Below are 18,192 nucleotides of genomic sequence, written 5' to 3'. Positions count from 1 at the left end.
GCAGTTGAGAATAACCCCTTAGCGTAGAGCTCAAAGGTTAATTGCTGCTGGGTTCATCTTCTGTAGTCTTTTTAGCCAAGTAAGCATCTACAGCTTGAGAGACAATCCGACTTACGAGATTGCTGACTGTCCGGTCTTCTTTCTTGGCCCAATCTTCCAAGACGTTGTAGGCGTTTGGAGGAACGTAGCTGGTGACTCGTTTTAGGTTTTTTGCTGGCAAGTTAGGCAACTGGGAATTTACTTCATACATCGATCGTACTTTCTTTGTACGCCTCTTGCATAGTGACACACGGTGTGATAGCGATCGCGCGCAGTGGTAGTTGATAGTTTAATCGTCTTTGGATTCATTAAACTTGCCTTCCTTCTGCGCTCTTTCGAGTCCTTCTTCTACCAAAAGTAATGCCATTTGGGAAATCGAACGACGCTCAATGCTCGCCAGTTTTTCTAACTTCTCCTTAATTTCGGGCGGCGGGTAAAAGGCAACTCTGGGAGATTTTGCAGGACTCACATTGTTTGGGGGTAGCGTGTTCACCATGTCATTTTAGCTGACTGCAAATTTTTTAGAAAATTTTTAGGTCAAGGTAGCACACCACAATCTACTTTATGCTAAAGTAATCTAAACACCCAAAAACCAAACCCCCACCGCTCAGACTCACGATCGTTCGGTGGGGGCTTGAACTCCCATATTTAGGAGAAACTGTATGATATCACAGCCAAAATCAGTTCCCGAACTGCTCCGGGAAGAAATTCCTGATGTACCTCAAGGTAAGCAACCGATCCGTTTGCTGTTGTGTGGCGTTCCCAAAGCGGTAGACAGCATCGTTAATCTGCTGCACGTTTTAGGTTTTGCAGAAGTTGGGGAATGGAGCCCGCCTCTACCATCGCCGATAGCGGGTGAGGTGATTCGGATTTTAACCCGTTACTGGAAAGAGTAATCTTTGAGGGCGATCGCACTTTTTTTGTGAAGTGCGATCGACCATTAACTCACTTCCAAAAGTTGTCTCAAAAACTCAATAAAATTTGCCAAAGCCGGAACCTGCTGCTGTGTCTGTTCGCTCACCCAATTATTATCAGCAATACTTGTTGTATTAGTCTTCCCAGGTTTGAGAACACTGACAACAGTAGCAACTAAAGCTTTTTCTCGATCGAAATTTTTCCATTTTAAAGATTTCCTCTCTTTTTTAGAAAATTCATCTAGAGCGGAAAAGTCCTCTAGATAAGAATCTAGATAAGAATTAGCTCTCTTCATGTACGCGGGATAAGTTATCTCTCCGCAACTGCACAGCAAAGTATCAAGCACACCTTGTGAAACATTATCTGGCAAAACATAGATTCCTGTACGCGGGCTATTGGTATCTACAACACCCGGGCCCTGCGGAAAATTAGGAAAATAACTTCGGAACTTGTTAGCATATGGTTCTACAATGCGATCGGGAGTTGATTTATCGCAATCGGCAACTATCCCGAATGCTGCCAAATTTGTTTGATACTCAGAATTTGCGAATAAAATGTCATCCAAATTAGTCACAAGATTGCTTCCTTCCCCTGCATAAATTGCTACAGAGACAGTATTATTAAACAAAATAGAAGGCATATCAAGACGTTTATACAAATTTCCTTTTTTAGGATAAACAGGAATAAACTTGCGCCAGAAGGGGTCTAACTGAGACTCTAATCCTTTCAACTCTTCCCGAAAATCTTTAAAACCCAAAAGCTTGAGAACCTTCCCTGTAAATGCCTGGTCGTGGGGTCCTTCTACTCCAATAATGGCGTATTTCACACGCGCACCTCCTGACCCAAATCCTCCCGCAATCTTTGCAATCTTTCCCGTTCAATTCTAACTGCTTTGGTTTGTGACTCCCGTTTCTCTAAACGATAAAGAACTAAGTCCGTCTCCGAATCGCTAGCATCCAACATCGCATCAATCGCTTCTAAACTGTGCGTCGTTGCAAATAACTGCACATCCATCAGCTTGCACCACTGCACAATCGAAGCAAAGGAATTGCGAAGTGCTTCAGTATGAATTGCTGTTTCTATTTCATCAATTAGTAAAACTCCACCTCGGACTTTTGCCATAGATAAAGCAATGAATAGCAAACGCCGCACTCCATCACCAAAAGCACTTAAAGGTGAAAATCCTAATAATTTATGGTTGATATAGATACTAGGGCGACGTTCTCCAAGTGACAAAATCTCCAAGTCAATTATTTCTACATCGACAATCTGAAGTAATTTAATTACCTCATTTTTTAATCCCCTTAGTATTGCCTGTGACAGAAGATAGGACTCTAATTTTTCCTGCCTGTGAGAAACAGGTGTTACCATATCAATAGGCAATTCTGGGTAGAAGTGATGTTGGCGGAAATCACCTCGACTCAGCCTTTTATTAGACCATAATTCAATTTTTTCTGAGAATTCACGACCCAAGGCATCTCCATTACCTCCTGGTGGATCGCGAAATATTGCTTTGAGTTCTATTTCAGCACCGTGCGAACTCTTATATTCAGTATAGTCATAAGATTCTAGCCAATCTTCAGCGCTATCTTCAAAATCTTTTTCTGATTGATATAGCAGTTCCATCTGGTTGTAGATTGCTCTAGATTCTACAACTTGGAAGCTACCATTGCCAGAAATATAGGTTTCTCCTACGTAAAGAATGGGTTTAGGTACTTCATTTTTTTGAGGAAATAACCATTGGAAAGCATTTAATGGAAGCGTGGGAGAAGCCTTGATTTCTCGACGCTGTGCTGTTTTCAGCCATTCTCCGATATCTAAGGGGCGACAATAGGTTGATATCGCCTCTAAAACGCTAGTTTTACCTGAGTTATTCGCACCAACTAATAAGTTGATTTGACCCAAGCCCTGCAAGTTCAAATCTCGCAGGCCTCGGAACCGATGGATGGTTAAATTGTCAAGGTGTTTCATAATTATGACTTAGGCATTTCAACGTAATTCTGAGATGCTTCGCTTTTCTCAGCATGACACATCGGCTTTGCCTAAGTCCCCATTCACTTATGACTTGGGCGTATAAGTCGATCGCACTTGCAACTCCTTCAACTGCTTCTCATCCACCCCAGCCGGCGCATTAGTCAGCAAACAACCCGCCTGCTGCGTCTTCGGAAACGCAATCACATCGCGAATCGATTCCTCACCAGCCAACAGCATCACCAACCGATCCAAACCGTAAGCAATACCTCCGTGGGGCGGAGTTCCATACTCAAACGCATCCAACAAAAAGCCAAACTTATTGTAAGCTTCCTCAGTCGATAAGCCGATCGCCTCAAACACCTTTTCCTGAACTTCCCGCTGATAAATCCGCAGAGAACCGCCACCGACTTCTGTACCGTTTAACACCAAATCGTAAGCTTGAGCTCTCGCAGTTTTCAAATCGTTAATATCGTCGGGATGCGGCGCAGTAAACGGGTGATGCAATGCTTCCAAACGCTTCTCGTCAGCGTTCCATTCAAACATCGGGAAATCTGTCACCCACAGCAGATTCATCTTGTCTTTGTCAATCAATCCCAATTCGTTACCGACAAACAAACGCAATCTATCCAAAGTCTTATTGACAGTTGTCGCGTCAGCCGCTGCGAATAACAACAAATGACCTGGTTTCGCGCCCGTGCGATCGAGCAATTCCTGTTTTTGCGCTTCCGTCAAATTATCCTTAATTGCGCCGATCGTATCAATTTCGCCGTTATCCCGCACGCGAATGTAAGCCAATCCCTTCGCACCGGCTTCGCTGGCTTCCCTAAACAAATCGCCACCCGGTTTAATCCGCACGTTAGAAATCGCATCATTTCCGCCCGGAATCGGCAAAATCTTCACAATTCCGCCCGCAGCAACCGCCCCGGAAAATACTTTAAATCCCGAATCTTTCATCAAATCGGAAACATCGACTAATTCCATACCGAAGCGAGTGTCTGGTTTGTCGCTACCATAGCGATCCATTGCTTCCGCGTAAGTCAAGCGCGGAAAAGGACGAGGCACTTCTACGCCTTTGACACTTTGGAAAATCTGGGAGACTAAACCTTCGTTTAATTCGAGAATTTCTTCTAAAGACATGAAACTCATTTCCATGTCTAATTGTGTGAATTCCGGCTGTCTGTCGGCGCGCAAATCTTCATCGCGGAAACAGCGGGCAATTTGATAATATCTGTCCAAACCCGAAACCATTAACAATTGTTTGAACAACTGCGGCGACTGCGGCAATGCGTACCAATCGCCCAAATTAACGCGGCTGGGCACTAAATAATCTCTCGCACCTTCAGGAGTCGATCGCGTTAAAATCGGTGTTTCAACTTCAATAAAACCTCCCACATCTTCCAAGTGGCGGCGCATAGCTTTGACTACTTGGTGGCGAAGCTGCAAATTGCGACTCATACGATCGCGCCGCAAGTCCAAATAGCGATATTTCAGCCGCAAATCTTCCCGCACACTTTCATTTTCCGCCGTCGCCACCTGAAACGGTAACTGTTTGCGAACCGCATTTAACAACTCAATTTCGTCAGCATAAATTTCTACTTCACCCGTAGGCAATTTCGGGTTGAGGGAATCTGCGGGGCGGCTGGTGACTCGCCCGGTAATTTTAAGCACGTATTCGCTGCGTAAAGCCTCAGCCCCGTGATAGGAATCGGGGGTGCGTTCAGGATCGCTGACAATTTGCACGATACCCGATCGATCGCGCACATCGAGAAAAATCACCCCGCCATGATCGCGGCGGCGATCCACCCAGCCGTAAAGGGTGACAGTCTCTCCGATGTGTTCGCTTCGCAGTTCGCCGCAGTAGTAACTTCTCATAATTGGGGGTTGTGGACTAAAAATAAAGCTTTTTAATTATGCAGTATGCCTGAAACTTCTGCTGAATGCAAATGCACGCACGATCGGCATTAGCTTTGGAATTAATTCCAAAGCTAACTACCCTAACAACCCGCTGGGAGTTCCAAACCCCCTGCTGGCCCTTCTAGGAATCTCCGCGATCGCTGTGAGACTTGTCAAAAAACGCCGTCAGCGCGTTCCATGCAGACTTAGCCGCATCCGTCAAGCGAGTGCCGATCGACTCAATTTGCTTCACAATAAGGTGCCAATTCTTTTCAGCTTCCGTCTGAATGTGGTCAACAGCTTGTTCGATGCGATCGCGTTCGATCAATTTATTTTGTTCCACCGCTTCTCGCGCTTGTCGCACTGCTTTCAAATAAGCTTCGCGACTGACTTCGCCGGCATCTTGCACCTGCGCTTGCGCCCGCGTTTTAATCGCATCTACCACCAGCCAATTTTTCTCAGTTTCTTGTTTAATCAGCCTGACTGCTTCTGTGAATCTCTCGTGGGCGAGATCCTTATTTTCTTCGATCGCCCCGGAGGCCTTATTGACAGCTTTTAAATAAGCTTCGCGGGTGAGTTCGCCTGCTGCTTGCACTTCGGCGGTGGCGCGTTTTTTAATTGCTTCAAACAGCGCCGCAGTTTCTGCGATCGCCTCATCAGTCGCGTCGGGCATCTCTTTTTTGACGAGATCCGTCGTTTCGACAGTTGCCTCTAAAATTGGTTCCTCGGTTACTTTTGGATCTGTCATATCAATCTTCTCCTGTGGTAGTAAACATTTTCAAAAAATCTCACAGTCCCTGGATGCAGACTTTGTAGGTGTAGCGCCAGAAGAAATTGTGGTCTTTTATACAGACTTTGTAGGTGTAGCGCCAGAAGGAATTCTGGCATTTAATAAGAACTAGGCAATTCTTGTTCTAGCTTTATCAACTTGTGTATCCGCGCTTACCTAGTTGGAATGACCTCTGTCCTATTACATTATATCTACGAAAGTTGCTCTCGTGTGTAGGATACCGCCAACTTGCAGGTACGGTTTAGCGCACTTAAATTAGTGATACGTCTCTATACCTAAAAAAAACCCACATTAATAAACTTGGTTTCTGAACACTATAAAAGGAGCAAATTTAATAGTTTCCATTTTCCAACTGCAAATCTTCGCTCTCGTCTCTATATAACAAGTGGTGACATCTTTGAGCGTGCAGTAAAGATTGAGGAAATTCGTATTGAGATAAGAGTATTTGTTCGAGCGCAACTTTCATTTGAGTGGCGCAGATATGTGGCGGCACTTTGCCAATTCCCGTACCCATGCCTGGAATAGCGATAGTTTCAATGATATGTTTAACTGGAGTTCCATCTGGGACTGAGCCAAATTTTACGAGAGTCAAAATAGCGCGGGTTGCTAGATAAACATTTACTGTTTCTCTTAAAACTGTGGGAACCCGCATGATTGGTGCAGCTATTAAATAGGGAATTTCAGCATGATCGGTGTCTACAATTTCTGCCAGTCCTACTAAGAGTTCGCCGTGATGTCGAGCCTGAATTAGTTTTTGCAAGCGTTCAAGAACCTGCCCTCCAAAATATTCCGAAATTTCTAAATCTAAGCCGTCGTCCATGAAACCAAAACTATTCCCCGGACTAACAATAGCATCGCATTTCACATCAAATATTGAACCGTGATGTATCTTTACATTTTCCATACTGCCGCAAGTGCTTTCCCACGCTCTAACTAAATCATCGTCTAAGGTAGCCAGCACAATTTGCATAAATACTCTCTCTTAATTTTAATTGCGAACAGCTAGAGCGATCGCCAATTTAATCCTACAATACTTTACATAAGTCCGCTGAATCTAAAATTCATCTCTATATCAAGTAGCAAATATTTAATAGCTGTATGCTGCAAGACCCGAATCTTCGCAATCCGATCGCAATTAGTTTAGGTGCCGTTGCCGGCGCTTTGAGTCGGTATTATATCACCTTGTGGTTTGCCAATCGTTTCGGGACGGCTTTTCCCTACGGAACTTTTTTTATTAACATCACGGGTTGCTTGGCTATGGGATTTTTTATCACCCTCGCTTTAGAACGGGTGGTGACTATTCCCTCGGAAGTCCGGTTAATTGTAGCAACGGGCTTTTTGGGTGCTTATACTACTTTTTCAACTTACGGTTTAGAAACGAATGTCTTGTGGCGCGATCGAGCTTACAGCATCGCCGCTTTTTACTGGGCAGGCAGTGCCATACTCGGAGTAATCGCTGTTCAGCTTGGTGTCATTTTAGCACGAATTGGTAAATAGATAACATCGATTTATGAAAATAACACCACTTAAAAAGAATGCCATTGTAGGCAAACACTGAACCCATTCAGCGTCAGTCTGTCGATTTGATATCGACGTTCTGGACAATACCGACTACATCTTTTTTTCACACCCTTAACCTAATACAGGCACAGATTTTAACTGGGTTGCTACCCTGTCAGGTTTAGGTGTAATGATGTGTACTGCATCGTGTTTTCCGGCTGAGCAGCTAAAGTCTTCAAACTGTTTCCTTATCTTGTTTTCAGCTTACTCTTTCTCAGTTGAACTCACGTTTAATAAATAATGCTTATGGCCCTTCGATACCGTTGTTCTCAAAAGAACGGTTGAGGATTTAAACAGCGTTTGGTGCGTTTATGGTCGTACATGAGTTTGTCAGCCTTGGCCAGCAATTGTTCTAATAAAACTTCATTCTTTAAATCCCCCAACTCTACACCAAGACTTATTGATATATAAGCTCGCTCGGACTGTTGATTAAAGCGATCTATATTTTCTTGCAGTCGAGAATGGAAATTAGTAGATGAAGCACCTGAAAAATGAGTAATAAATAAAGCGAATTCATCTCCTCCCAGTCGAGCTATAATATCGGCATCACGAAAGGTTTGCTTCAATATTTTAGCTGCGTCAACGATTACTCTGTCTCCCATTTCGTGTCCGAAAGTATCGTTAATCTTTTTCAAACCATCTAAATCAGCGAACAAAATAAAATAGGATGTTTGCGTGCGAAGCGCAATTTTTAGTTGTTGTTCTGCTAGAAAAAAGAAGCCGCGCCGGTTATATAATCCAGTTAATTCATCGGTCACGGAGAGCTGCCTTACTTCTGCTTCTGCCCTCAGACGTTCCTGGATTTCGTGTTCTAAACGTTGATTTTGTTCGATCAGTTGTTGGCGTTGCTGTTGGATGAGTAATTGATTTTTTACTCGCATCAGCACTTCCTGTTCTTGAAAAGGTTTGGTAATATAGTCTACACCACCCAGTTCAAAGGCTCGTACCTTGTTTTCCAGTCCTTCGAGCGCACTGATAAAAATAACCGGTATCTGAGCACTCGCTTCCGATGCTTTTAACTTTTGGCAGACTTCGTACCCATTCATGTCTGGCATATTGATGTCAAGTAAAATTAGAGCAGGTGGGTCGCGATGAACGCCTTGGAGTGCCATTCTGCCGTTGAGGGCTTTACGCACAATATAGCCCTGTGACTCTAGAATTTTGGCTAACAGGCGCAGATTGTCTGGGGTATCATCGACGATGAGAATATTCGTTTGGGCCGCAAGTTTGAATAAAGCTGTCATGGTCTTATTCCTAAATCTGGGTGAGAGTTGCGATCGCTTCAAGCTGAAAGTTATCCACCAAAGATGTCATCGCCGCGATGAAATCTTGTTTCTCCTTGGGAATTTGAGCGATAAGTTCATAAAGCTTATTATCACTAAGATCGAGTGCTGCTTCATGAACTTCTGCAATCCACTTGGTTGGCATGGTTTTCAAGTCTGGAGTAAATATCTTTGGTGGCGAAGCTGATGAGTTTGGCGGAAGTTTTTCGGCGTAGCAATAGCGGACGCCCAAGTGATGAGCTATTTTCTCGAAAAGTGTGTCTTCAGTAAACGGCTTGGCAATGTAGTCATCGCAACCGACTTGCAGGCTGGCGATACGATCGTCTTCAAAAGCATAGGCAGTGAGGGCAATGATGCGTGTAATTTGTCTTTTGTCCTGTGACATTTGCCCTGAGTTATCTGCTGATGACTCATGACTAATGAGTAATGACTGTTGCGATCGAATCTGTCTCGTGGCTTCATAACCATCCATGACAGGCATTTGAATGTCCATCAAAATCAGGTCAGGGTTCCATGTTTGCCAACGATCGATCGCCTCTACCCCATTATCCACCGCACACACATCAAACCCAAATGACTCCAGCAGTGTCACCAGCAGTTGCCGATTTTCTGGAACGTCTTCCACTATTAGAATTCGGTAGATAGGTTGCCCAGGTGCGAGCCCGATAATCCGATCGCTAATTTCAGGTTCCTCTAAATCAAGCGACTCTGGTAGTTCCAAAACAACTTGGCAGGTAAAAGTCGAGCCTAGATTCAGGGTGCTTCGCACGGTGATATCGCCTCCCATCAGACGCGCAAACTCACGACTGATAGACAGTCCTAAACCTGTTCCTCGATCGTTGCGACCGCGATTGGTTTGCATGAAAGCGTCAAAAATTGATTCTAAATCTGAGGGAGAAATGCCAGGTCCGGTATCCTCAACTTCGAGACACAGGGTAATAGTTGGTTTAATATCAAGTTGATTAGTGGCGCGATCGCGAACTGTACCGGATGGCATATCATCTGATGAAAAAGCTCGTCCGCGCAGGGCTATGCTTCCTGTTGTTGTAAATTTGATCGCATTCCCCAGCAGATTAATCAAGATTTGGCGAAGTTTTGCTTGATCGCCACAGACATAACGGGGGACAGTAGCATCCCACTCGCTACTCAGATGTAACCCTTTCTCAGGCGCTTTGATGCTGAACATCTCGTTAATAGAACCCAGCATTCGATGCAGATTAAAACAGCTTTTACTCAGTACCAATTGCCCTGCTTCAATCCTAGACATTTGCAAAACATCGTCGATCAATGTCAGCAGGTGTTCTCCACTACGGGTAATGATCCCTAAATGCTCTTGAAATTCTTCTGGAATATAGGGGCTGCGGTTCATAAGCTGGGTAAATCCCAGAATGGCGTTGAGTGGCGTTCTGAGCTCGTGGCTCATGTTGGCAAGGAACTGGCTTTTGGCACGGTTGGCTATAGCTGCCCTTTCTGCAGCGTGTTCTAGGGCAGCTTGCGAAAATTCTAACACCGCCAGCATGAGGATATGCCTCATTTCCGCAGCAGCTTCTAACTCTGCAATCTGCCACGGATAAGACATTTCCCGCACTGTCTCTTGCCACAGTTCAAAGGATTTGCGGGGACACAGGTGCATTTTTCCAATTTCGTCGATCGACACAGCATCCTGTGGATTTCCTGCCCAGTTTATGGTTTGAATTTGTTCTGGTCTGAACCAAAGGATGTGGTATGACTTTTGTATGGCGTAGGATAGGAAGATTGAGATTGCTAAAACACCGCTAGCTCGCTCTTTGAATTGCTTCGCTTGGGGATACAACTGAGACAAAGAAGCTGTTGCAAACACTCGTTCTTTGTTCTGTTGCAGCAACCATTGCAGGAGTTCGTCAACCTCAGCTTCAGATGGTGTTTGACCCACCAATGTCAGACGACCATCGAGCATAATTGCAGCTCCCTGAGCATGAACTAAATCTAGCAATTGAGAAGCATTTTCGGTCAATACTTGTTCGATAAAATTAGAATCTCGCCGGAACGCCTGCTGAAGTTGATCCTGAATAGTTTTCGCTTGCGATCGGTAAACGTTCAATTCTCGCTCTTGCTGATGCAGCAGTTCGATCGAGGCAAATTGTCCTAGAAATTCACAGGTTTTGCGAGTTTCGTAATCTAGCAATCGCGGGCTGTAATGGTGACAGGCAATTAATCCCCAGAGACGCCGATCGTCAATTAACGAAATCGTCAGTGTCCCAGCAACTCCCATATTCTGCAAATATTCAATGTGGTAGGGAGATACTCCCCTTAACACACAAGCACTTAGATCCTGGGATGTATTGGTTAGGGGATGGTTGGTGGGAATTAGGCGGGCCGGAGTGTAATTGATATTGGGAATTTGGCGCACCCACTTGCTGTAAAACAATTTGCGGGCGGGTACGGGAATATCGATCGCCGGGTAATGCAATCCCAGGTAGCTTTCTAGAGAACTTTCTTTCTCTTCGGCAATCACCACCCCATGGTCATCGGCTTCAAAGCGATAGACCATTACGCGATCGAACCCGGTCATGGCTTTCACTTCTCTAGCAATGGTTTGAGCTAAATCCGAAATATCGATCGCACTGCGAAAGTTGAGGATAACTGTTTGCAGACGCTGATAAAAATCGATTGAATGATTATTTTCAATAGTCAAGTGGGGTTCCAGCTCCAGCATCAACTCATCTGGTAGCTGATGCAGTGTGCTTCTATATCTTTGAATCGTGCCGTCTTTGAGAGGGATTTTTAGATCGAAAACATTATGAATGTTTAGTTGTTCTCGATCGAGACACCTAACAATTTCTTGTACTCGATCGTGACCCAATAACCCTGGCAATGGCTGACCTAGCAATTCTTCTGCCGAAATGCCAAATAACTGTTCTACATTTTCACTGACTTGTAAAATCTTGAGGCTTTTTTCTTGCATCAATAAAACGATTCCGTGTGGCTGAATATGACCGGGAGCATACACGGATTCTTCGCTGCATTCCTCTAAATTATTTAAATTGAAAGGAGTAAATTGGAGAGCTTTCGGTGTTTTATTAGGCATCTGATAGCAGTAATTATCAATAAAAATTAAGAGGGTTTTCCACTACTAATTGCAACAATTAAATTTAATTATTGTTGGATGTTTCTAATTCCCTAGTCCCAATCAAACGTTTAACTGCACAACAGTTTATAAATCCAATGGAGGAATTACAATTGGGAAATGGTCTTGAATTAGATTAAGAATTTTTTCAAATTGATACTGGTTGGCGAGTTCCGTCAGATAAGTACCGAATTGAGCGAGTTCTGAGGAAAGTTGAGCTACCAGTTCAATTATCGCAACATCATCCCCACATAAAGCAGCATCTTCCAACTGAACCACCCATACTCTTGGTAATGTCCCCAAAAGCATTGGATCGAGGGAATCTGAAACGGAAGAGGCAACAGAACAGAGGTAAGAAGGAAAACAATCTGTTCCCCGTTCCCCCTTTTCTGTTTCCTCTTCCTCATATACATACTCTAACCCCAGGTATTCGGCCATCTTAAGAAATAGGGTTTGTTCCCGGAAGGGCTTGCTGATGTAGTCGTTGCAGCCAGCAGCCAAGGCGAGGGCGCGATCGCTCTGGGAAGCCTGGGCCGTAAGTGCAATAATGATACTGTTCTGTCCGTCTTCCATTGCCCGAATTTGCTTCGTAGCCTCGTATCCATCTAACACGGGCATCCGAATGTCCATCCAGGTTAGGTCGGGTTGCCATTGTTGCCAAATCTGCACAGCTTGCTGTCCGTTGGTAGCTTCTTTTACCTCTAATCCTAATTGTGTCAGTAATCTGACCATTAGCAAGCGATTTTCTGCTTGATCGTCAACCACCAAAATGCGATGATCCCCTTGACCGGGAGCCAGCCCCATCACGAGGCGATTATTCTCTTCGGGTGTAACATTAACTCCACTGATGGGGCTGACGGGAAGGGTAAATGTGAAGGTACTCCCCTGTCCCACAGTGCTGCTGACAGAAATTTTTCCGCCCATAAGTTCCAACAATTTGCGGCTAATGGTGAGACCTAGCCCCGTACCGCCGATCGATCGCTTCCCAGCTTGGGCTTGCACAAACGCATCGAAGATGGTGTCGAGTTCGACCGATGCAATCCCTAAACCCGTGTCAGCCACTACAAACTGGAGAATGGGCCGAGTTGTGCTTAATGCCACTGTACCGGAAGCCTCAATGCTGACTTGCAAAGTAATGCTTCCCCGATCGGTAAATTTGATGGCATTACTCAGCAGATTGAGCAAAACCTGGCGCAGTTTTTGAGCATCGACAAGCATAAATTGGGGAACTTCTGGCGCAATCTCGAAACAAAGGTCAAGTCCTTTAGAACTTGCTCGTTCCGCCAACATATTTCGGAGGGAATGCAGCAGCGCAATTAAGTCCAATCCGCTTTGTTCAACTGTGCAGTGTCCCGATTCAATTTTCGAGAGATCCAGCACATCGTTAATCAAACTCAAGAGGTGATCGCCACTGCGACGAATTGTTTGCAGGTCTTCTTTTTGGTTGGGAGTTAGGGAGGAGTCATGGGTCATTACCTGAGCAAATCCTAGAATCACGTTGAGGGGAGTGCGTAATTCGTGGCTCATATTGGCTAGGAAGGTACTTTTTGCCAAGTTCGCTGCTTCTGCGGCTTCCATTGCGTGCTGCAGTGCCAGTTCTTTTTGTTTGCGATCGCTGATGTCTTTGTGCGTTCCAATCATCCGTAAAGGCTTACCATCTTCTTCGTAGGCAACAATTTTCCCGTAGTTAGCGATCCACTTCCACTCACCTGACTTGCAACGCACACGATAGTCAAAGGCATATTTGAGAGAGCTATCTTGCAAGTTACTATTGAGAGCCTCAAAAACCCACAATGTATCATCAGGATGAATCATCTGTTCCCAGACATTCACATCCATCACCAACTCACCGGGCTTGTAGCCCAGCATCTCCTGGTAGTAGGAATTCAGGTAAACTTTTCCACTTTCAATGTCCCAATCCCACAGTCCATCTCCAGAAGCTTCTAGTGCCAGTTTCAAGCGTTCCTCACTCTGTTGTAAGGCGGTTTCAGCTTGATGTTGCCGTGTCACATCGATCGCCACACCACCTACTAGCATTTGCCCAGGTAAGTCGGGGATGAGAAATTTGTAAACCAGAAACTCACCCAGGGTTCCATCTCGACGGGGCGCAATCTCAATCGTTTCAATTAGCTCGTTGCTTTGAACAACCGTTTGGATATTGTCTAGATATTGTTGGGCGGAGGCGGCGGGGTAAAGTTCAAAAATGGATTTTCCAATCACATCGTCAGTGGGTAACTCCAAGGTATTGAGATAAGTCTGGCTGGCATAGAGCATTACACCATCTTCATCGGTAATCCAGGCAGGGGCAGGGCTGTGATTCATGAAAGCTTGGAAGCGAGTTTCACTCTCTCGGAGTGCCTGTTCTGCTTGTTGGCGTTCCGCTTCGCTGCGTTGGCGGTCGCTAATATCCCGGCAGATACAGAAGTTCATCATCTCATCTTCTAATTCGACCCGGTTCCAGCTAATTTCCACATCATAGACGGAACCATCCTTACGGCGATGTCGCGTCTCAAACACCGGAATCACCTCTTCTCTCTGGAGCATAACTTGTAGTTCTTCCCTCGTCCATTCAGCATCCCAATCAAAAACATTCAGATTCAGGGTTTCTTCTAGCGTGTAGCCCAGCATTTGAGCAAAACTGGGACTAGCTTCGACAACTTTTCCGATCCAATCCATGACAACAACACCGTCCAGGGAAGTGTTGAAGAAGGCTTTACTCCGCAGGAGTTCCTGTTCTAGTGCAAGTTCGGCTTTTTTGCGATCGCTAATATCTTTCATGAAGCAGTAATGCCCCATAAATTGGTGCTGTTCGTCATAAGTTGAAATCATCACCAATTGCTTATAAAAAAACGAACCGTCTTTACGAACCCCTCTGGTTTCAACTTCAACTCTGCCCTCTTGCACCATCAGCCCATAGGCTGCAACCAGTTTTTCCAACTCATCGGGATCTACGGTTTTTTCCCAGGACATCCAGATCATTTCTTCGGGCTGATAGCCTGTCATGTCAGCATAAGCTTTATTCACATAGAGGTAACGTCCTTGAGTGTCTATTTTGGAAATGCCGGACACCGCATTTGTCATCACCTCGCTCATTTCTCTAAGCTCTGCTTCTGCTTGTTTGCGATCGGTGATATCTTCTGAAAAACAAAGTAGGTACTGGGGCTGATGCTGCTCGTCGTAAATGGGTATCTTCACCGTATGCAGCCAAAGTTTTCCCAAACTATGACTGTCAATGACTTCTTCGAGAATATCCTCACTCTTACCTTTCTCAAAGGCTTCTCTATCCTTTTTGTCGAAAAAGATAGCCTGTTCTGTTGGAAAAAAATCATAGCCACTTTTGCCGATCGCGTTTTCGGCTGAGATGCCAAATAACCGTTCGCTGGTTTTATTCCAAAACTGAAATACGCCAAATCGCTTAGGCTCTGCGTCCTTAACAAAAATTGCGAGCGGTAGATAATCCAGCAGTGCTTGTAAGAAATTGCCAGTTTTTTGGATTTCCAGCTCTACTTTTTTGCGCTTGCTAATATCAATAAACGTAACTACAACCTGTGTGATTTGACCATTTTGATCGAACTCCGGGTAGGCATTAACTAATACCCAAACACAACTATCACTTTCTTTTTTAAGTCCTAAAACATAATTTTTGAGGGAACTTCCAGTGGATAAAACCTGATTTACCGGATATTCCTCTAGGGGCATCACGCTGCCATCTTCCCGTACAAAATGCCAGGCCGGAGATATTCCAGTTTTTCCCAGCATTTGATCCATTGAAAGCCCTAGTAATTCACCAGCTCTTTCATTACATAATTGAACGCTGGTATCTGTCGCATGAATCACAAAACCCGCATTTAAGTTATCGATTAATTGCCGATACCTGGCTTCGCTGACCTGTAAAGCAACTTCCGCTTGCTTGCGGTCGGTAATGTCGGTGTGAGAGCCAGCCATCCGAATTACGTTACCTGCATCATCCCAAAGTGCCTGACCGCGATCCAAAACCCATTTGTAGGAACCATCTTTGCAGCGAACACGATGTTCTGTGATATAAAAAGGAGTTTTCTTGGCAAAATGGTCTTGAATGGCTTGCATCACCCATCCCAAATCATCGGGATGTACCAGATTATCCCATTCGTCTACAATGTTTTGGATTTCATGGTCTTCATAGCCCAGCATTTGCTTCCAGCGGCTAGACAAGAAGACCTCATTCGTTTGAACATTCCAATCCCAAATGCCGTCATTATTCCCGCGTACAGAAAGTTCCCAGCGTTCTTCACTTTGACGCAGTGCTGCTTCTGCTTGTTTGCGGTCAGCAATATTCCGGGCAATCTTTGAGGCTCCAATTATATTCCCTGCTTCGCCTTTAATGGGGGAGACACTCATCGAGACATCGATTAATGTTCCATCTTTCCTCAGCCTTTTTGTATCGTAGTGTTCGATGCGTTCTCCTCGCTGGATTTTGGTGAGAACTTCGTTTTCCTCATCTCGATAGTCTGCGGGAATCAGTTTTCTCCCTGATTGCCCTACTATTTCGGCCGCTGTATAGCCAAAAATTGTTTCTGCTCCTACATTCCAACTGGTAACTACACCCTCTAAATCTTTACTGAGAATGGCATCTTCCGAAGACTCAACGATCGCAGCTAGTCGAGCGATCGCAATTTCTGCCTGTTGTCGCTGGTGAATTTCCCTTTGCAACTGGCGATTGGCTTTTTGGAACTTATCGACTTTGCAATAACTAACTTGTGCGAGATACATGACCCACACAAGCAAAAAAACTAAAACTAAGCCACCAATTAATACAACTATCGGCCAATAAAACTTGACACTTTCTACTAAATATGAACTTGGATAAATATCTACTCTCCAGTCTACATCATAGGCTTTCACTACAACTATTTTATGGTCGGCATCTTGAGAAAAAGACTCTTGACCGTAGAGCAAAGTTGTGCCAGCATAGATAGCCACATTGTACCCTGGTTGAACTTTTAAAATACTTTCAAATAGTGTCTGAAACTGAAAAATTCCGACAATCAATCCATCAAAACGTTCACCTACAAACAAAGGACAACTTGCTATAAATCCTTGACCCCCTTGAATAAGTGAAATATTGCGACTTAAGATAGGTTGACGCAAATCACGAGCTAGTTGCAAAGTTATTTTGCGACGCAGTTCCCGATTAAAATCTAGGTTTTGCGCTGCCTCATTCCCTGCCAGTGGCGCAACCCATCGGACTTTAAATGATGGATCGACTAATTCGATCGCCTGATAACCGTAGAAATCCTTTACATAAGCCTCAGCATCGGCTTCCCAAAGAGCCTTTGGTGTACCGCCATTGGCTTCCCAGCGATTCGCCATTTGCCGAAGTGTCAACACCCGAATTGATAATCCTTCGCTTAGTTGTGACTGAATCGCATTCGCTTCCTGCTGAATTAACTGCTCGATGTGAATTTGTCCGTTGATGGTTAGCTGGTGCCACGTAAATAAAACAGCAAGAGAGGCCACCACACCAAGCAAAAGAGGTAGCAATGGTTTAAGTGGTGTTTTGCCTAAACTTATAATTACTTTGCGTCGAGGGATTACCATAAATTTATGGATATATTTATGAATGTATTTTAACTTTTGGGGGTAAAATTTTTGTAATTCCATCATGCAACCTTGCACAAATATGACCGTTAAAACCCCTTATTGCTAGGACAATTTCTAAAAAAAAATTACCATCCATAAATAGAACTGTTAAATTTTACTTATAAATAATATTATTCCTTAAGTCCTAGCTCTCTCAATAAATTTAGAGAGGGCGATAAGCTAGAAATGTTCAGATTGTAAATAGGCATTGTTTACCAAAATGGGCGACAAAACCAGTAGACTTGATGTTGGTGAACGTGACGGAGCATTGGATTCGAGCAGCAGGGGCAGTGTGTCATAAAGACCTATTGTTTAACTAAGGGGTATTTCAATCTTTTTGCAAACTGCTGTCAACTGGCTTGGAGGACCAATAACAATATTCTAGAGAAGAAGTAAAGATTTGGTAAAGAATATAAAATGGTTAAGGAAAAGATACAAATTTAAACATTTTGCAACAATTAATAGCGCCAAGAATGTTTATCCCACAATACGCACATTGTTACACACCTTGTAATGTCACATCTGTTTTGTGAGAATTCTACACTATTCAGAAGCAATTTATGAAGATATCGGGGGGCGACAATCGGGTGTAAAAGATGCAGTATCAGGAACAATCGATGCCTTCGCTAGCGACGGAATGCTGTTAGTAAAAGAAGCGTTGAGACAAGGTTTAACTCCAAGCCAATATTTTGTTATACCGGAGCAGCCTTTAACCTGCATTTCTTACGGCATGATCTTGCCAGCAAGTGACACTGAATGGCAAGAAACAGTCAATAATTATATTCGCAATCAAAGTTCGACGAACCTGTTGGAAAAAGTGATCGGGCGCAATTCTCCTTTCCTACCGATGAGTGTCGCCGATCAAGATAAATGTATTTGAACCCAAATCGGGGAAGGTGCTCGGCGCGCACCAGAATAATAGGGGTCAGGTGTAGATCTTGTCAGGGCAAGTCCGATCACTGCAACCAGTGGCGTCAATAGGCTCTAAACTGGATTCAGGAAGGCGCGCAGCA

13 protein-coding genes are annotated in these 18,192 nt (G+C 44.3%); 3 read left to right on the top strand and 10 right to left on the bottom strand.

Annotation, left to right across the window (positions count from 1 at the left end):
- Positions 1-37 precede the first annotated feature (37 nt).
- Positions 38-250, bottom strand: a complete 213-nt coding sequence (locus QUA23_RS22625; protein ID WP_242719200.1) for a ribbon-helix-helix domain-containing protein — start codon at positions 248-250, stop codon at positions 38-40.
- Between the two features lie 78 nt (positions 251-328).
- Complete coding sequence (locus QUA23_RS22620; protein ID WP_083888202.1) at positions 329-535, bottom strand: ribbon-helix-helix domain-containing protein; 207 nt, start codon at positions 533-535, stop codon at positions 329-331.
- Between the two features lie 166 nt (positions 536-701).
- Here QUA23_RS22620 and QUA23_RS22615 point away from each other — a divergent pair, with 166 nt between their 5' ends.
- Positions 702-935 carry a hypothetical protein gene (locus QUA23_RS22615; RefSeq protein ID WP_190663608.1) on the top strand — a complete coding sequence of 78 codons (234 nt, stop codon included), beginning with the start codon at positions 702-704 and terminating at the stop codon, positions 933-935.
- A 44-nt stretch (positions 936-979) separates the two neighbouring features.
- Here the strand turns inward: QUA23_RS22615 and QUA23_RS22610 are convergent, their stop codons facing one another.
- The 5 genes from QUA23_RS22610 to QUA23_RS22590 form a co-directional block, all read right to left on the bottom strand.
- Positions 980-1,780, bottom strand: a complete 801-nt coding sequence (locus tag QUA23_RS22610; protein ID WP_333078199.1) for a DUF3226 domain-containing protein — start codon at positions 1,778-1,780, stop codon at positions 980-982.
- Positions 1,777-2,925 carry an AAA family ATPase gene (locus QUA23_RS22605; protein WP_333078198.1) on the bottom strand — a complete coding sequence of 383 codons (1,149 nt, stop codon included), beginning with the start codon at positions 2,923-2,925 and terminating at the stop codon, positions 1,777-1,779. Before QUA23_RS22605 ends, QUA23_RS22610 begins: the two co-directional genes overlap by 4 nt.
- An 87-nt stretch (positions 2,926-3,012) precedes the next feature.
- Complete coding sequence (gene aspS, locus QUA23_RS22600) at positions 3,013-4,800, bottom strand: aspartate--tRNA ligase (RefSeq protein ID WP_333078197.1); 1,788 nt, start codon at positions 4,798-4,800, stop codon at positions 3,013-3,015.
- 163 nt (positions 4,801-4,963) lie between these two features.
- Positions 4,964-5,569: a hypothetical protein gene (locus QUA23_RS22595; RefSeq protein WP_333078196.1), complete on the bottom strand. Its 606-nt coding sequence runs from the start codon at positions 5,567-5,569 to the stop codon at positions 4,964-4,966.
- A 373-nt stretch (positions 5,570-5,942) separates the two neighbouring features.
- Positions 5,943-6,581: a macro domain-containing protein gene (locus QUA23_RS22590; RefSeq protein WP_333078194.1), complete on the bottom strand. Its 639-nt coding sequence runs from the start codon at positions 6,579-6,581 to the stop codon at positions 5,943-5,945.
- A 128-nt stretch (positions 6,582-6,709) separates the two neighbouring features.
- Here QUA23_RS22590 and crcB point away from each other — a divergent pair, with 128 nt between their 5' ends.
- The gene (gene crcB, locus QUA23_RS22585) at positions 6,710-7,108 is read left to right on the top strand and encodes a fluoride efflux transporter CrcB (protein WP_333078193.1); all 399 of its coding nucleotides are present in this window, start codon (positions 6,710-6,712) and stop codon (positions 7,106-7,108) included.
- A gap of 332 nt (positions 7,109-7,440) precedes the next feature.
- Here the strand turns inward: crcB and QUA23_RS22580 are convergent, their stop codons facing one another.
- The 3 genes from QUA23_RS22580 to QUA23_RS22570 all read right to left on the bottom strand — a co-directional run bounded on the left by QUA23_RS22580 (position 7,441) and on the right by QUA23_RS22570 (position 17,203).
- On the bottom strand, positions 7,441-8,415 hold the full coding sequence (locus QUA23_RS22580; RefSeq protein ID WP_333078191.1) for a diguanylate cyclase: 975 nt from the start codon (positions 8,413-8,415) through the stop codon (positions 7,441-7,443).
- A 10-nt stretch (positions 8,416-8,425) separates the two neighbouring features.
- Positions 8,426-11,521 (bottom strand): response regulator, encoded by a 3,096-nt coding sequence (locus QUA23_RS22575; protein ID WP_333078190.1) that lies wholly within the window; start codon positions 11,519-11,521, stop codon positions 8,426-8,428.
- Between the two features lie 126 nt (positions 11,522-11,647).
- Positions 11,648-17,203, bottom strand: a complete 5,556-nt coding sequence (locus QUA23_RS22570) for a PAS domain S-box protein (RefSeq protein ID WP_333078189.1) — start codon at positions 17,201-17,203, stop codon at positions 11,648-11,650.
- A gap of 505 nt (positions 17,204-17,708) precedes the next feature.
- Here QUA23_RS22570 and QUA23_RS22565 point away from each other — a divergent pair.
- The gene (locus QUA23_RS22565; protein ID WP_333078187.1) at positions 17,709-18,059 is read left to right on the top strand and encodes a hypothetical protein; all 351 of its coding nucleotides are present in this window, start codon (positions 17,709-17,711) and stop codon (positions 18,057-18,059) included.
- Positions 18,060-18,192: the final 133 nt, after the last annotated feature.

Source organism: Microcoleus sp. Pol1C5 (assembly GCF_036701115.1).
In the GTDB taxonomy this organism is placed as follows: Bacteria; Cyanobacteriota; Cyanobacteriia; order Cyanobacteriales; family Microcoleaceae; genus Microcoleus.
Note: the sequence above shows the minus strand (reverse complement) of the source record. Positions and strands in the feature narration are given on the sequence as shown.

Excerpts from the sequence above, each read along its gene's own strand:
- QUA23_RS22625 (WP_242719200.1), bottom strand. The coding sequence starts at position 250 with ATGTATGAAGTAAATTCCCAGTTGCCTAACTTGCCAGCAAAAAACCTA.
- QUA23_RS22620 (WP_083888202.1), bottom strand. The coding sequence starts at position 535 with ATGGTGAACACGCTACCCCCAAACAATGTGAGTCCTGCAAAATCTCCC.
- QUA23_RS22615 (WP_190663608.1), top strand. The coding sequence starts at position 702 with ATGATATCACAGCCAAAATCAGTTCCCGAACTGCTCCGGGAAGAAATT.
- QUA23_RS22605 (WP_333078198.1), bottom strand. The coding sequence starts at position 2,925 with ATGAAACACCTTGACAATTTAACCATCCATCGGTTCCGAGGCCTGCGA.
- aspS (WP_333078197.1), bottom strand. The coding sequence starts at position 4,800 with ATGAGAAGTTACTACTGCGGCGAACTGCGAAGCGAACACATCGGAGAG.
- QUA23_RS22595 (WP_333078196.1), bottom strand. The coding sequence starts at position 5,569 with ATGACAGATCCAAAAGTAACCGAGGAACCAATTTTAGAGGCAACTGTC.
- QUA23_RS22590 (WP_333078194.1), bottom strand. The coding sequence starts at position 6,581 with ATGCAAATTGTGCTGGCTACCTTAGACGATGATTTAGTTAGAGCGTGG.
- crcB (WP_333078193.1), top strand. The coding sequence starts at position 6,710 with ATGCTGCAAGACCCGAATCTTCGCAATCCGATCGCAATTAGTTTAGGT.
- QUA23_RS22580 (WP_333078191.1), bottom strand. The coding sequence starts at position 8,415 with ATGACAGCTTTATTCAAACTTGCGGCCCAAACGAATATTCTCATCGTC.
- QUA23_RS22575 (WP_333078190.1), bottom strand. The coding sequence starts at position 11,521 with ATGCCTAATAAAACACCGAAAGCTCTCCAATTTACTCCTTTCAATTTA.
- QUA23_RS22570 (WP_333078189.1), bottom strand. The coding sequence starts at position 17,203 with ATGATGGAATTACAAAAATTTTACCCCCAAAAGTTAAAATACATTCAT.